This is a genomic window from Flavobacterium paronense (assembly GCF_030409795.1).
Classification (GTDB): domain Bacteria; phylum Bacteroidota; class Bacteroidia; order Flavobacteriales; family Flavobacteriaceae; genus Flavobacterium; species Flavobacterium paronense.
In genome coordinates this window covers 743,924-759,355 of sequence record NZ_JAUFQN010000019.1, presented here as the reverse complement: position 1 = coordinate 759,355, position 15,432 = coordinate 743,924, and the positions used below count along the sequence as shown (strand labels likewise).

The following is a 15,432-nucleotide window of genomic DNA, read 5'->3' as shown; positions in this document are numbered from 1 at the left end:
ATCAATCTTCGTTAGCTGTTAGTACTTTTACTTGCTTTTTTAATTCCTCTATGTCTTTTATATTCTTTTCAATGGTTTTATTTTGCTCAATGATATAAAGCATCATTTCCTCAATTTTGGCCATGTGTTTGGCTTGCATTTCGGCTAAGTCAAGTCCGTTTTTTGATAATTCAGCTGCAGAATCAATTCCAGGCAAGTGTTTATTTGTAGCAATAAATTCTTCCACATTTTTCAAAGGCATTAATTTGTAGTTCTTTTCAAAAACATAATCTGCCCAATTAGCGGTGCTTCTTAAAGCTACTTTTACTTTTTCGGTTAGAATTCCGCCTTCCACGAACAGTTTATATTTCCCAGTTGTTGTAGGATACACAGCATTTGTCCCTATGTAGATTTTGCCATTGGTATCAGTTGGTTCCGATTTGAACCAAATATTATTATCATTCATGCTAACAATTCTGTTCCCACTGGTTGTTGTAGCTGAATTTATAGTTCCGTTATTGGCATAAAGACTAGTGTCTGCAGCGGAAACAACATAAGGTGTCGCAACCGAACCTGTTCCTGTTACTGTAACATTAGTTCCGGCTGTAACCGTTGTAGTTGGCAATGAAAATGAACCACCGCCATTAGAAAGTGTAACTGTATTTCCTGATTGAGAAATCGTTTGTGGTGTATCTACATAGGTTGGAAGCGTCACACTATTTCCATTTGATATTGATAAAGTGTTACCTGTTAATGATAGTGCTTGTGCATCTGTATCTGTAAACGTTGGTATGGTAAATGTTCCTCCACCGTTAGATAGTGTCACTGTATTCCCAGATTGTGAAATTGTTTGTGGCGTATCTACATAAGTTGGAAGTGTCACACTATTTCCATTTGATATTGACAAAGTGTTACCTGTTAATGATAATGCTTGTGCGTCTGTATCTGTATCCGTGAATGTTGGTAAGGTAAATGTTCCTCCACCGTTAGATAGTGTCACTGTATTCCCAGATTGTGAAATTGTTTGTGGCGTATCTACATAAGTTGGAAGTGTCACACTATTTCCATTTGATATTGACAAAGTGTTACCTGTTAATGATAATGCTTGTGCGTCTGTATCTGTATCAGTGAATGTTGGCAAGGTAAATGTACCGCCACCGTTTGAAAGTGTTACTGTATTTCCGGATTGTGAAAGTGTTTGTGGCATATCTATAAATATTGGCAGATTAAAAGAACCACCGCCATTGGAAAGTGTGATGGTATTTTCAGATTGAGAAATGGTTTGTGGAACATCAACATAAGTTGGTAGCGTCACGCTATTCCCGTTTGAAATAGATAATGTATTGCCCGATAATGACAAAGATTGTGCATCAGTATCTGTAAATGTTGGTAAATTTACCGGTACACTGGCAACTCCGTTTACTGTAGTTATTAATTGATTACTGTTATTAACAGCATTAGAAATTGAATTGATAATTGTCGCTGAATCAGTAATATTATTCACATTACTGGTCATCAAATTTGCATTTGATTGAAGTACATTGGTTTCAACAGCATTGGCTACATTTTTTAAAACAACATCTCCTTCTTGATCGACACTTAAAAACTTATTAGCTGTCTGATTGGCTGCTGGATTAAAACTGCTGGTTAAATTTGTAAAACGAAGTCCTGAATTACCTGTTGCTCCATGAGTTATTTCAACTTTATTTCCTGGTGAATCCGTTCCTATTCCAACATTACCCTCGACTAACAAACCATTGGCAGGTGCTACAATTCCGGGAGTTACTCCATTCGGAGTGAAATTTCTACCAATTGCAACGCCACCTTTTATATCTAGTTTGTTAACTGGAATTACATTGTTGCCAAGACCAATTCCCATATTTCCATTTCGATTGATAAAAATTCTTTGATTTCCTATACCATCTGCAATAATTATTGATCTACTAGTGTCGTTTCCTGCTAAAATTGGTGTAGATGGAAATCTCGGAAAAGTTATTCTATTCCCTAAAAAGACATTATAACTTCCATTTAACAAATTGATAGCAGTCTCGGCACCAACAAAGATATTAAAATCACCCGTCAGTAAACTCCTTGGGCTGTAACTTCCTATGACCGTGTTAGAACTACCCTTATTGGTTAATAATGATGCATAACCGACGGCAGTATTGTTATTCCCATCAACATTAGATTCTAACGTTCTATGACCAATTGCAATATTCGCAGAACCCGAATCGTTATAATATAAAGTTCTGGTTCCTAATGAACAATTTAATCTTCCAATTCCATTCAAAGACAATGCTTCATTACCAAAGGCGCAGTTAAAACCTCCGGATGAATTAGTTAATGTACCAACTCCAAAAGCATTATTACTTTGGCTGGTATTGTTCATCAGTGTGTTTACGCCATAACCGGTGTTGTAATTACCTGTATTATTGACACCTGAATTTTCACCTGTAAATGTATTGCCTGTTTGTCCGTTAACATTAATAACAGCTCCAACGGAGAATAAAACTGTTAAAAGGAGAGTAATTTTAATTTTCATAGCTAAAAGATGTTATGCGTTAATAATTGAATTAAAATCAGATTTTAATTTTTAATGTTTTACTATTTTTTCGGCCGAAACCAATTTTTAATCTTTTAGGGAGGGGTTAAAATTTTAGATACTTTATAGCTGTAAATTAGCATTATATATCGCAAATCTTATAATTCAAAAGTATTTAGTTTAATTTAAATAAATCTATTAAAAGCATATATATTCGATGAAATACATCTTTTTTATAATTAATAATTAATTAATCTTACATAATATTATTGTAGCGTAAGATATGTCTTAGGCTACTCTTGTGTGATATAAAAAAGTAAATTCAAAAAAAAAATCCCTATCGAATTGATAGGGATTTTATTGGATTAGGCAGTTATTACCAAATGACTACTCTGTCTTTTTCAGGTACATACATTTTGTTTCCCGGTTTGACATTAAATGCTTTATAAAATTCTGGTATATTCATCAATGGCCCATTTATTCTGAATTGTGCCGGAGAATGTACATCAGACATAATTTGTCTTGCTAATGCTTCGTCTTTTGCATTCACCATCCAAGCATAGCCATAGGCTAAAAAGTATCTTTGGTCTGGTGTAAAATTGCTTATTTTTTCTTTACTCTTGAATTGATTCGTTTTTTTGAAAGCCTCATAACCCATTACAACTCCACCTAAATCGGCTATGTTTTCTCCTTGTGTTGCATCACCATTTACAAATTTACCTTTCAGCGGTTCAAATTTATTAAACTGAGCAACGATAGCTTTTGTTTTTTGAGTAAATTTCGCTTTGTCTTCGGCTGTCCACCAGTCTTTTAGGTTTCCTTTATCATCGTACTGACTTCCCTGATCATCAAAACCATGTGTAATTTCATGACCAAAGGTAGAGCCACCGATGATACCATATAAAATAGCATCATCGGGCATTCTTCCTTCAAATCCAGGAACTAAAATATTACAGGCTGGAACACATATTTCATTATTACTTGGATTGTAATACGCGTTATACGTTTGTGGGAACATTCCCCATTCGGTTCTGTCAACCGGATTGCCATACTTTTTAATCATATAATTGTATGACCATTGGTTAACAGCCATCACATTGGCACAATAGGTGTTTCTGTTGATAGTAACACTGCTCATGTCTTTCCATTTATCAGGATAACCAACTTTCATTACTATTTTACTCAATTTAAAGAGTGCCTTTTTCTTGGTTTCCTCACTCATCCAATCCAATTTCTTGATGTGATCTGCATACACATCCCGAATATTATTGCCTATTTCTAACAATTTTTCTTTAGAACCTTTTGGCAAATAATCAGTAATATATACTTGTCCTATCAATTCACCTAATGAGCCATCAGTTTGTTCTACTATTCTTTTCCATCTTGGCTTTTGCTCTTTTACACCATTCAATACCGTTGAATAAAAATAAAAATTTTGATTTTCAATAGCACTATTCAAATAGGAAGCATAAGAGTTTACAACATTCCATTTCAAATAGGTTTTCCAATCTGCAATAGTATAGGTTGCAACAATTTTATCCAATCCTTTGTAAAATTCTGGTTGCCCAACAATAACTGTATCCGCTTTAGTAATTCCCAATTGTGGTAAAACATTTTCCCAAGCAATTGAAGGCGTTGACGATTTGAACTGTGCCAAAGTCATCTTGTTATAATTTTTAATTGGATCACGAAGTGCTTCCAGTTTCCGGCTGTTTTTAGCCAAATCGGTTTCCAATTTCATAATTGTAGTTGCAGCCTTTTTTGCTGAAGTGTCATCGTTACCGATTAATTTAAACATTGCTTCCAAATGCTTAACATATTCCGTTCTAATTTTTACAGTTTCGGGGTCAGTGTTAAAATAATAATCTCTTTGACCTAAACCCAAGCCACCTTGACCAAAAAATAAAGCATTTTTGGAACTTATTTTATCATCTTGCGAAACATAAAAAGAGAAGGCTGGGCCAGCACCTATAGTATGAAGATAACCCATAGTATTCATCAAAGTTGGTACGTCAGTAATCGCTTCAATTTTTGACATTGCTGCTGACAAAGGTTTCAACCCCGCTTTTTCAATAGCCAAAGTATCCATACCTGAGGCATAAAAATCACCTATTTTTTGCTCGTTACTTCCTTTTGCAGCGTCTTTGTTTTTGGCTGATTTTTCACAAATATTTTTGACTTGTGCGTTAATAGTATCTGCTATCGTTCTAAAAATACCGTTACTACTTTCTGTACTTGGAATAGGATTCTTTTTAAACCAAACGCCATTAGCATAATGAAAAAAATCATCCCCCGGATTTACAGTAGTATCGCGATTGGTAACTAATGGATCTTCGTAATGAACTTCTTTTTTGCTGCAGCTTATTGCGAATAAAACTGATAGTAAACTGATAGTGATTTTGTTTTTTAATTGCATAAATTTATTGTTTTGATAATCATTGGTACTATAAAGATGTAAAAGTTACCAAATATATAATTTTATGACTAATTGAAAAGTGATAAAACAAAAAAAGTGTCCCAAAAATCAGGACACCTTTTTAATTATTTAGAGGAAATTATTTTTTCTCCTCAACTTTTTTTGCAGCACAACATGCTTTTTTATCTTTATTACAAGATTTTTTTTCAGAAGCTGTGCATGCTTTTTCTGTTTTAGCTTTAGGATCTTTCTTTTCTTGAGCATTTACATTTGCTGAAAACAAAAACGCTACTACTGCCATTGATAAAATTACTTTTTTCATTTGTATAATTTTTAATTAATAGTTTAATAAATAACGGTATAAATGTAAATAATAAATTAGAGTTCAAATATACTTTAACAATACTTTGATTTTTTTATAACAATGTTGTCGGACATACATAGTCAGTTATTGGAATGTTTGTCATTTTAATTTCGTTAAATCCACCGGTAACATCTGCAAAATTTTCAAAACCTCTTTGTTTTAAAATAGAAGCTGCTATCATGCTTCTGTAACCACCTAAACAATGAATGACAAAAAACTTGTCTTTTGGAAAAACATCTAAATAGTTATTAATTTCATTTAACGGAATATTTTTGGCTCCTTTAATATGTTCCGATTGAAATTCACTTTGCTTTCTGACATCAAAAATGGGTGTTTCGTGAATCTCTTCTAAAATAACCAAATCCTCAGCCGTAACTCTTTCAACCGTATTGATTTCATTATTAGCATTTTTCCATGCCTCAAATCCACCTTTCAAATAACCTATGCAGTAATCATAACCTACTCTTGACAGTCTGATAATAGCTTCCTGAACTTTCTCGGAGTCTTCAGCCACAAGTAGTATTGGTTGTTTCAAATCGGGTATCAATTCGCCTACCCACATAGCAAAATTACTATCCAAACCAATGTTAATGCTATTCGGAATAAATCCTTTGGCAAATTCTGATGCTTTACGGGTATCCAAAACCAATGCTTTTGTTTCATTAGCAACAATTTCAAAGGTTTTAACATCAAACGGATTCTGACCGCGATGAATGACAGTATCTAGACTTTCATATCCCTGAATATTCAGTAGCACATTTTTAGGAAAATAAGCAGGTGGTGCTGTCAATCCGGTTAAAATGGCAACAACAAACTCATCCTCCGTAAATTTTGGATTCAAAGCGTAATTCGTTTTCTTTTGATTACCCAAAGTATCTGTGGTTTCTTTGCTCATCATTTTGCCGCAAGCACTTCCGGCACCGTGATTTGGATACACTATTAGATCATCTGACAAAGGCATGATTTTTTCTCTTAAAGAATGAAAAAGCAAACGGGCTAATCTGTCCTGAGTTAAATCGGCTATAACATGTTGAGCTAAATCAGGTCTTCCAACATCACCAATAAAAAGCGTGTCACCCGTAATGATTCCATGCTCTTTCCCATTTTCATCAATAAGCAAATAACAGGTACTTTCCATAGTATGCCCCGGAGTATGAATTACTTTAACCTTGCACTTCCCTATTTCAAAAACTTGATTGTCATAAGCTATCAGAGCTTCAAAATTAGGCTTTGCAGTCGGACCATATACAATTGTTGCCTTTTCTTTTGCGGCTAAATCTAAATGCCCCGACACAAAATCGGCATGAAAATGAGTTTCAAAAACATACTTTATTTTAGCATTATCCCTTCTTGCTCTGTCAATATAAGGCTGCACTTCACGCAATGGATCAAAAATAGCAGCTACTCCATTACTTTCTAAATAATAGGCAGCGTGAGCCAGACATCCTGTGTAAATTTGTTCAATTTTCATATTTACTATTACCTCAAAGCTATTAAACACTAAGTCTTATAAAAATGATAATTATCATTTGAAGCCATAACATCTAAAAAACTTTATTTTTTTATAATAATTTTAATATTACTACGTTTTATAATTGTAGTAATTTGCATTAAACAATACACAACTATGGATCCTATCAAAATACTTTGGGTTGACGATGAAATTGATTTATTAAAGCCACACATTCTATTTCTGGAAAAGAAAAACTATAAAGTAACTACTTTCAACAATGGACGGGATGCTGTTGATGCTTTTGAAGATGGCAACTTCGACATTGTATTTCTAGATGAAAATATGCCTGGTATGAGTGGTTTGGAAACGCTTTCGGAAATGAAAGAAAAAAAATCGTCTACACCTATGATTATGATTACCAAAAGTGAGGAAGAATATATCATGGAGGAAGCTATTGGTTCCAAGATTGCCGACTATTTGATAAAACCTGTAAATCCAAATCAGATATTGTTGAGTTTGAAGAAAAACTTAGACCATTCCAGATTGATTTCTGAAAAAACTACACTTGATTACCAAAAAGAGTTTAGAAAAATTGCAATGGAAATGGCAATGGTAAACAGTTATGAAGATTGGGTTGAACTTTATAAAAAACTTATTTTTTGGGAATTGGAACTAGAAAACATCAACGACCAAAGTATGTTCGAAATTCTCGAAAGCCAAAAAGTGGAAGCCAATGCACAGTTCAGTAAATTTATTGAGCGTAATTATGAAGACTGGTTCGAACCAAAAGCCGATAGGCCAATTCAATCGCATACACTATTCAGAGAATTAGTTGTTCCCGAACTGGTAAAAAAAGATACCCGAGGCGGATCCGAACTGAGTAAAGCTAAACCCGTACTTTTTGTCGTAATTGATAACCTTCGCTATGATCAATGGAAAGTAATGGAAAGCGTTGTTGCAAATCATTATAAACTAGAAAAAGAAGTTCCCTATTTTGCAAGTTTACCAACAGCCACACAATATGCAAGAAACTCCATTTTTTCGGGTTTAACACCTTTAGAAATGGAAAAACAGTTTCCGCAATATTGGAAAAATGATGTGGAAGATGGCGGAAAAAATCTCTATGAAGCCGAATTTTTAAAGGCACATTTAAAAAGATTAGGACTAAATATCAAACAGGATTATTTCAAGATAACCAATTTGACAAGCGGTAAAAAGTTAGCAGAAAACTTCAAAGGATTAAAAGATAATGATTTGGTTACAGTAGTTTACAACTTTGTGGATATGCTATCTCACGCCAAAACCGAAATGGATGTAGTAAAAGAATTAGCTTCAGACGATAAAGCCTATCGCTCTTTAACCTTAAGCTGGTTTAAAAACTCACCGTTGCTGGAAATCATCCAACAAGCACAAAAGTTAGGTTTTAAATTGATAATCACAACTGATCACGGAACGATTAACGTAAAAAATCCTTCCAAAGTAATTGGCGATAAAAACACCAGTTTGAATTTGCGTTATAAAACCGGAAGAAGTCTGACTTATGAAGACAAAGAAGTTTATGCCGTTAAAGATCCTAAGAAAATTGGTTTGCCAACAATTAATATGAGCAGTTCCTATATTTTTGCAAAGAATGATTATTTCTTGGCGTATGTCAATAATTACAATCATTATGTGAGTTATTACAGAAACACCTATCAGCACGGTGGAATTTCGTTAGAAGAAATGATAGTGCCATTTTTAGTTTTTAATCCAAAATAGTAATTTTAGTTATGAATTATAAGTTATGAGTCCAACTTATAATTCATAACTCATAACTCATAACTCATAACTCATTTATGGAAATCATTTTTTCACTTGACGAACTAAAACAAGTAGCCAAAAAAATCATACTTGAAAAACCGCATAAAGTAATCCTTTTTCATGGCAATATGGGCGTTGGAAAAACAACTTTGATTAAAGCTTTAGCAAAAGAATTGGGTGTGACTGATGCGACCAGTAGCCCAACATTTTCTTTAGTAAATGAATATCAAGCCGAGGATAATGTGAAGGTTTATCACTTTGATATGTACCGATTAAAATCAGAAATCGAAGCTTTGGATATCGGAATCGAAGACTATTTATATTCCGGAAATTGGTGCTTTATTGAATGGGCTGAAAAGATTCCAAATTTACTTCCCGATGATTTCTCTACCATTATTTTGTCTCAATCTGTTGATGGCAAAAGAAATCTCAGATTGACATAATTGAATATTTTTTTGTAATTTGGAGCAAAATTAATTGTCCATTATGGCTATTACACCTTTCACAAAGCAGCAACTTTTACCTCAAGAGGAAAAATTAGAAGTATATCGTCATAAAAGCGAACTCTTTATCGGAATTCCAAAAGAAACTTCATATCAGGAAAGACGTATTTGTTTAACGCCTGATGCTGTCAATTCTCTTACTTCACATGGCCACAAAGTAATGATTGAGTCGGGAGCCGGATTGAGTTCAAGCTATACCGATAAAGAATTTAGCGATGCCGGAGCAACGATTACAAATGACACTAAGAAAGTATTGAGTTGTCCCATGATTTTGAAGGTTGAACCTTTAACCATGGCTGAAATTGAGGTAGTAAACATGAACGCGATTGTTATCTCAGCCATTCAATTAAAAACCAGAAAAAAAGAATACTTCGAAGCACTATCAAAGAAAAAAATTACAGCATTAGCTTTTGAATATATTAAAGACGAAGACGGTTCTTATCCGGCAGTAAAGTCTTTAAGTGAAATTGCGGGAATAGCATCCGTTTTGATTGCGGCCGAACTAATGATTAACAACGAATTTGGTAAAGGGTTATTATTCGGAAACATTACGGGTGTTCCTCCTACCGATGTTGTGATTCTTGGTGCGGGAACAGCCGGAGAATTTGCAGCCAAAACAGCGTTAGGTTTAGGTGCCAATGTGAAGGTTTTTGATAATTCAATTACAAAATTACGCCGATTGCAAAATAATTTAAATCAAAGAATATTTACATCAACCATACAACCCAAATCCTTATTAAAAGCGTTGCGCCGATGTGATGTTGCCATTGGAGCCTTACGTGGTAAAGAACGTTGCCCGGTTGTGGTTACTGAAACTATGGTTGAACACATGAAAAAAGGTGCAGTGATAGTTGATGTTAGTATTGATACTGGCGGTTGCTTTGAAACTTCGGAAGTAACTACACATGAAAACCCTACATTTATTAAGAACAATGTCATTCACTATTGCGTGCCTAATATTCCTTCACGTTATTCTAAAACGGCTTCACTTTCTATTAGTAATATAATTACGCCTTACTTATTGCAAATTGCAGAAGATGGTGGTTTAGAAAGCGCCATTCGGTGTAGCAAAGGTTTGAAAAATGGTGTTTATTTATACCATGGCATTTTGACCAACAAAGCCATTGGCGATTGGTTTAATCTTCCGGATAATGATATTAATTTGATTGTTTTCTAAAATAAATCTTCATTAAAATTTATTGACAAACTAACATTGATTACTTTTGCCCAAAAATTAATCAATATGAAGTTTTACCAACGTTTTGCCTACTATTTAGTGGGTTTGGTTATGGGCTGTTTTTTTGTAGCTATGGTACTTAGCGGAAAAGATACGCGTTGCAATTATTTCCCCAATGCCAGAGTTTTAAATGACCTTAGAAACAAACCTTTTATCTATGATACCGAAGCTTCGCGAAGACTTTCAGAAGATTGGGTTGATACAACCGATATCAAAAGCGTTTTAACCCATGGCGATGTTGATTTTGACAAAAGCAATATCAAGGAAGAAGGTGGAAAACTATATATCATTTATGGAAAAACCAGCAAGAATGCAGCTATCACTTTAGAAGTACTTAATTATCCTGATAAAGCGGTGTTGAGAAATATTATTAAAAATGATAAGCCAAACTAGTAAGTTTGGCTTTTTTGTTTATTCGTCTTTTTGTAATTTAAAATATATATAAGTTCCAATTGTCAATATTAATATACTCAACACCCAAAGATAATAACCTAACTCTAAAGATATTATTTTAGCCGACGCACCACTTTCTGCGCCAAGTAATTCATTCCAAGATGAAAATGAAACAGCTAATATTAAAGCTGATAAACTCAATTTATATGAACTTCTTTTATTCATTAATAATAGAAATATTGAAATTAAAGATAACGGATTTGCCAACCATATAATTTCTTCTAAAAGTCCACCTCCCAAGAAGGCAATACTTCCCATAAAAAAGTAATCTAACGATGGAACTGTTTTTATTCCTTGATAATCTATTGTAACAGCGTTTTTATTCAACGAGATAAAAAATATTAATAAACTTAAAATGATCGTTAATATTTTAATGGCTTTAAAATTCATATTTTGATTTTATTAATCTGTTAATGTGTGGTTGTCTAGTTCTCAATATCGGCATCATCCAAAAACAAATCTAACAAAAAAAGGGCTGTCAAACTGACAACCCTTTTATTTTATAGACGAAGTAACTTAGTTACCGTGTCTTTTTTCAATATCTTCAATGGCTTCTTTACTCATTGTATCAACCAATACTGGTGTTGCAATAAATAAGGAAGAATACGTTCCAACGACAATACCTACTAACATCGCGAAGATAAATCCTCGGATAGAATCGCCACCAAAGATGAACATGATTAACAATACCATGATCATCGTTAAAGAGGTATTTAATGTTCTTGAAAGTGTAGTATTAATAGAAGCGTTTACTACATCTTTAAAGTGTCCTTTTCTGTTACCAGCTAAGAACTCTCTAATTCTGTCAAATACAATTACGGTATCATTCATTGAGTATCCAATAACGGTTAGAATAGCTGCAATAAAGTGCTGATCCATTTCCATGTGGAAAGGCATATATTTATATAATAAAGAGTAAATACCCAATACAAAAATCACGTCATGGAAAACAGCGGCTAATGCTCCAAGGGAATATTGCCATTTACGGAATGAAATCACAAGGTATAAACCAACCACTAACATGGCACCAATAACGGCCCAGAATGAGTTTGTTTTAATATCCGCAGAAATCGCTGCTCCTACTTTAGAAGATTGCAATACTCCAAATGTTTTTCCATCATAAGAGTTGATGAATTTTTCATACGTCTGATTAGCATTAAAATACTTTTTCAAACTGGCGAATAATTTCTCATTTACTTCTTTATCAACCTCAACACCTTCTTCTTTGATTTTGTATTTGGTTGTAATTTTCAATTGGTCATCTGTTCCAAATACTTTGGCTTCAACAGTAGTACCAAAAGCTTTTGATAATTCTTCTGAAACTTGAGTTGGTTCAACTGGTTTTTCGAATTTCACTTGAAAAGTTCTTCCACCAACAAAATCAACACCTTGATCCAATCCGTTAACAAAGAAAATAGAAATTAAACTAGCAACTACTACTGCAGAGGAGAACAAGTAAGTCCATTTTTTAATTCCAACGAAATCAAAGTGGAAACCTGTAAACCAATTTTTAGTGATATTAGTTGAGAATGTTAATTTTCTGTTGTGAGCAATATCTCTATCAATAAATATTCTAGCAATAAAAATTGATGTAAACAATGAAGTAACGATACCAATTAAAAGCGTTAAAGCAAATCCTTGAACTAATCCTGTTCCGAAAACATATAAGATTGTTCCGGTCAAAACGTGTGTTACGTTCGCGTCAATGATGGAACGCATAGCACCTTTCCAACCATAAGAAGTAACTACAGCATCGCCTAATGTTTTTCCGTCACGGAGTTCTTCTTTTGCCCTTTCATATATAATGATGTTTGCATCAACTGCAGTTCCTAATGTAAGAACGATACCTGCAATTCCGGGTAATGTTAATACAAAACCAAAGCTTGCCATTACACCAAACAAGAAAAGTAAGTTCAATATCAAAGCAGCATTAGCATACCAACCAGCTCTTCCGTAATAGAAAACCATCCAGAAACATACGATAAGGAATCCAACGATAGAAGAAATTAAACCCGCATGAATTGCGATGTCTCCCAAAGAAGGTCCAACTACTTCTGATTGTATAATTTCGGCAGCAGCAGGCAATTTACCAGCTCTTAAAACGTTGGCTAAATCTTTAGTTTCAGCAACTTCAAAGCTACCTGTTATTTCTGAGCTTCCTCCTGAAATAGGTCCAGAAGTAACTCCAGGTGCAGAATAAACGACGTTATCTAAAGCAATGGCTATATACCCTTTTTGAGTAAAAGCTCTTCCTGTTAATTCTTCCCAAATTTTTGCTCCGGCACCATTCATTTTCATAGAAACCGCTGGTTTGCCCATTTGGTCAAACGTATCTCTAGCGTCAACAATAACACCACCACTCATTGGAGCAGTATTGTCTCTGTTACCTTTTAAAGCATATAATTCAACTGTTTCAGTTTCTTTTTTAGTTTTCTCATCAACTTTTACATCTGGTTTACCCCAAGCAAATTTTGCATAACGTTTGTCTGCCGGTAATAAATTAAGAATTTCAGGTCTTTTCAAGTACGAGTTGATTGTTGCTGTATCTTTTGGTGAAGCAATTACTAAAACCGGTCCACCACCTTGAGAAATGAATTTATCAAATAATGGATTGTTTCCTTTTTTAGTCGAAGCCGAATCTGTTTTCTTATCCGTTAATAATTTAGTCAACGTATCTGTTGGTTTAGCAGCGGCAACTTTCTCATCACTTTTAACAGTTGCTTTCAAAGCTTCGTTTGCTTGTTGCAAAAAGCCCATCATTTCTTCTGCTTTGTAGGTTTCCCAAAACTCTAATTCAGCTTTGCTTGAAACTAATTTCTTAATACGGTCAACATCTTTTGCACCTGGTAATTCGATAAGGATTCTTCCTGTTTGTCCAAGTTTAACGATGTTTGGTTGGGTTACCCCAAATTTATCAATACGACTTCTTAATACACCAAAAGCCGATTCAACTGATTCGTCAATTTTTTTAACCAAGACTTTTTTCACTTGGTCATCCGTCATATTAAAATCGATTTGTCCTTGAAGATTTCTGTTGGCAAAAATATCAGGTGAAGCTAATTTTGTAGTTCCTTTATTCGCATCAAATGCTTCGAAAAACGCATCAAGATAAGACTGATTTCCTTTTTGATTCAATTTTGCATCTTCTAATGCTTTGTTGAAAACAGGGTTTTTAGAATTATTAGATAATTGTTTCAAAACATCTTTTACAGATATTTGAAGAATTACGTTAATTCCTCCTTCAAGGTCAAGACCTTTATTGATTTGTTTGTCCTTTACTTCATTGTAAGTAAAAAAATCAAGGAAGACTTTTTCTTTTCCAATAGAGTCAAGATATTTAATTTCTTTTGCCGGATTTCCTCCTGCGAAGTTTTTGGCATCCTCTTTTACTTTATTGGCCACAAAAGTGAACGAAAGCGAATAGATACTTACCAATGCAAATAGTATTGCGAAAAATTTAACTAGTCCTTTATTCTGCATTATTACTAAAATTAATTAATTTTTTTGTTGTTATTTTTATAAAAATATACTGAAATTCAAAACATTAGAAGCTAAAGGTTCGAATTTACAATACTTTCATTTTTTTTGAAACGTGCAAATATATAATTATAGATAAGATTAACCAATATTTTACTGATTAATATCAAAAAAAAGACTGCATATAAGCAGTCTTTTATGAATAACTATATAATTATTATCCTAATATCGATTTCAAGTCACCATTCATAGCTCTAACGGCATCCGCACTCTTAGCAAATTTTGCTTTTTCATCAGCATTTAAAGTGATATCAACTATTTTTTCTACTCCGTTTTTACCAATGATACAAGGCACTCCGATACAAATATCGCTTTGTCCATATTCACCTTCAAGGTAAACAGAACATGGAATCATTTTCTTTTGATCATTCAAAATGCTATCTACCAAAAAAGAAACCGATGCACCTGGCGCATACCAAGCAGATGTTCCTAATAATCCGGTCAAAGTAGCTCCACCAACCATAGTATCGGCTGAAACTTTTTCTAATTCAGCTGCCGATAAAAATTCAGAAACCGGAACACCATTATAAGAAGCCAATCTTGTCAACGGAATCATAGTTGTATCTCCGTGACCACCAATTACCATACCCTGAATATCATTTGCCGGTTTATCTAAAGCCAATGACAAATAGGTTTTGAAACGGGAACTATCAAGCGTTCCGCCCATTCCGATGATTCTGTTTTTTGGCAAACCTAACGACTTGAAAGTTAAATAAGTCATCGTATCCATTGGATTTGAAACAATTACAAAAATCGCTTCAGGAGAATGTTGCAATAAACTTTCTGCAACCGATTTTACAATTCCGGCATTAATCCCAATCAATTCTTCACGTGTCATTCCCGGTTTTCTTGGAATTCCAGACGTAATAACTACTACATCACTATTGGCTGTTTTAGCATAATCATTGGTGCTTCCAACCATTTTGGTATTAAAACCTAAAGTAGTTTGCGTTTGCATAATGTCTAACGCTTTTCCTTCAGCAAATCCTTCTCTAATATCTACCAACACAATTTCGCTGGCAATTCTTCTGTAAGCAATAGCGTCTGCGCATGTTGCGCCAACATTACCTGCTCCTACGATTGTAACTTTCATTCTTTTATTATTTTGTTGTTTGTTTTATTTTTTTGAAGCTGTTTCCCGCTTTTCA

General features: G+C 33.9%; 11 protein-coding genes. 4 read left to right on the top strand and 7 right to left on the bottom strand.

Annotated features, from left to right (window positions below; all coding sequences use genetic code 11):
* Window position 1: 1 nt before the first annotated feature.
* The 4 genes from QWY90_RS04820 to QWY90_RS04805 all read right to left on the bottom strand — a co-directional run bounded on the left by QWY90_RS04820 (window position 2) and on the right by QWY90_RS04805 (window position 6,772).
* Entirely contained in the window at window positions 2-2,521 is a 2,520-nt protein-coding gene (locus QWY90_RS04820; protein ID WP_290284731.1) for a beta strand repeat-containing protein, read from the bottom strand.
* Between the two features lie 376 nt (window positions 2,522-2,897).
* Window positions 2,898-4,937, bottom strand: a complete 2,040-nt coding sequence (locus QWY90_RS04815) for a M13 family metallopeptidase (protein ID WP_290284730.1) — start codon at window positions 4,935-4,937, stop codon at window positions 2,898-2,900.
* A gap of 139 nt (window positions 4,938-5,076) precedes the next feature.
* Window positions 5,077-5,259 carry a hypothetical protein gene (locus tag QWY90_RS04810; RefSeq protein ID WP_290284729.1) on the bottom strand — a complete coding sequence of 61 codons (183 nt, stop codon included), beginning with the start codon at window positions 5,257-5,259 and terminating at the stop codon, window positions 5,077-5,079.
* Window positions 5,260-5,353: 94 nt separating this feature from the next.
* On the bottom strand, window positions 5,354-6,772 hold the full coding sequence (locus QWY90_RS04805) for an MBL fold metallo-hydrolase (RefSeq protein ID WP_290284728.1): 1,419 nt from the start codon (window positions 6,770-6,772) through the stop codon (window positions 5,354-5,356).
* 156 nt (window positions 6,773-6,928) lie between these two features.
* Here QWY90_RS04805 and porX point away from each other — a divergent pair, with 156 nt between their 5' ends.
* The 4 genes from porX to QWY90_RS04785 all read left to right on the top strand — a co-directional run bounded on the left by porX (window position 6,929) and on the right by QWY90_RS04785 (window position 10,687).
* Window positions 6,929-8,512 (top strand): T9SS response regulator signal transducer PorX, encoded by a 1,584-nt coding sequence (porX, locus tag QWY90_RS04800; RefSeq protein ID WP_290284727.1) that lies wholly within the window; start codon window positions 6,929-6,931, stop codon window positions 8,510-8,512.
* Window positions 8,513-8,589: 77 nt separating this feature from the next.
* On the top strand, window positions 8,590-8,997 hold the full coding sequence (gene tsaE / locus QWY90_RS04795) for a tRNA (adenosine(37)-N6)-threonylcarbamoyltransferase complex ATPase subunit type 1 TsaE (protein WP_290284726.1): 408 nt from the start codon (window positions 8,590-8,592) through the stop codon (window positions 8,995-8,997).
* Between the two features lie 43 nt (window positions 8,998-9,040).
* Window positions 9,041-10,234, top strand: coding sequence for an alanine dehydrogenase (locus tag QWY90_RS04790; protein ID WP_290284725.1), 1,194 nt, complete (start codon window positions 9,041-9,043; stop codon window positions 10,232-10,234).
* 66 nt (window positions 10,235-10,300) lie between these two features.
* The gene (locus QWY90_RS04785) at window positions 10,301-10,687 is read left to right on the top strand and encodes a DUF4258 domain-containing protein (RefSeq protein ID WP_290284724.1); all 387 of its coding nucleotides are present in this window, start codon (window positions 10,301-10,303) and stop codon (window positions 10,685-10,687) included.
* A gap of 18 nt (window positions 10,688-10,705) precedes the next feature.
* Here the strand turns inward: QWY90_RS04785 and QWY90_RS04780 are convergent, their stop codons facing one another.
* The 3 genes from QWY90_RS04780 to QWY90_RS04770 all read right to left on the bottom strand — a co-directional run bounded on the left by QWY90_RS04780 (window position 10,706) and on the right by QWY90_RS04770 (window position 15,377).
* Window positions 10,706-11,137 carry a hypothetical protein gene (locus QWY90_RS04780; protein WP_290284723.1) on the bottom strand — a complete coding sequence of 144 codons (432 nt, stop codon included), beginning with the start codon at window positions 11,135-11,137 and terminating at the stop codon, window positions 10,706-10,708.
* 126 nt (window positions 11,138-11,263) lie between these two features.
* Window positions 11,264-14,227 carry a protein translocase subunit SecDF gene (secDF, locus tag QWY90_RS04775; protein ID WP_290284722.1) on the bottom strand — a complete coding sequence of 988 codons (2,964 nt, stop codon included), beginning with the start codon at window positions 14,225-14,227 and terminating at the stop codon, window positions 11,264-11,266.
* 214 nt (window positions 14,228-14,441) lie between these two features.
* Window positions 14,442-15,377: a malate dehydrogenase gene (locus QWY90_RS04770; protein WP_290284721.1), complete on the bottom strand. Its 936-nt coding sequence runs from the start codon at window positions 15,375-15,377 to the stop codon at window positions 14,442-14,444.
* Window positions 15,378-15,432: the final 55 nt, after the last annotated feature.

Bases quoted from the DNA above. Each gene is read 5' to 3' on its own strand.
- tsaE (WP_290284726.1), top strand. From the start codon at position 8,590: ATGGAAATCATTTTTTCACTTGACGAACTAAAACAAGTAGCCAAAAAA.
- QWY90_RS04790 (WP_290284725.1), top strand. From the start codon at position 9,041: ATGGCTATTACACCTTTCACAAAGCAGCAACTTTTACCTCAAGAGGAA.
- QWY90_RS04805 (WP_290284728.1), bottom strand. From the start codon at position 6,772: ATGAAAATTGAACAAATTTACACAGGATGTCTGGCTCACGCTGCCTAT.
- secDF (WP_290284722.1), bottom strand. From the start codon at position 14,227: ATGCAGAATAAAGGACTAGTTAAATTTTTCGCAATACTATTTGCATTG.
- QWY90_RS04785 (WP_290284724.1), top strand. From the start codon at position 10,301: ATGAAGTTTTACCAACGTTTTGCCTACTATTTAGTGGGTTTGGTTATG.
- QWY90_RS04810 (WP_290284729.1), bottom strand. From the start codon at position 5,259: ATGAAAAAAGTAATTTTATCAATGGCAGTAGTAGCGTTTTTGTTTTCA.
- porX (WP_290284727.1), top strand. From the start codon at position 6,929: ATGGATCCTATCAAAATACTTTGGGTTGACGATGAAATTGATTTATTA.
- QWY90_RS04820 (WP_290284731.1), bottom strand. From the start codon at position 2,521: ATGAAAATTAAAATTACTCTCCTTTTAACAGTTTTATTCTCCGTTGGA.
- QWY90_RS04780 (WP_290284723.1), bottom strand. From the start codon at position 11,137: ATGAATTTTAAAGCCATTAAAATATTAACGATCATTTTAAGTTTATTA.
- QWY90_RS04770 (WP_290284721.1), bottom strand. From the start codon at position 15,377: ATGAAAGTTACAATCGTAGGAGCAGGTAATGTTGGCGCAACATGCGCA.
- QWY90_RS04815 (WP_290284730.1), bottom strand. From the start codon at position 4,937: ATGCAATTAAAAAACAAAATCACTATCAGTTTACTATCAGTTTTATTC.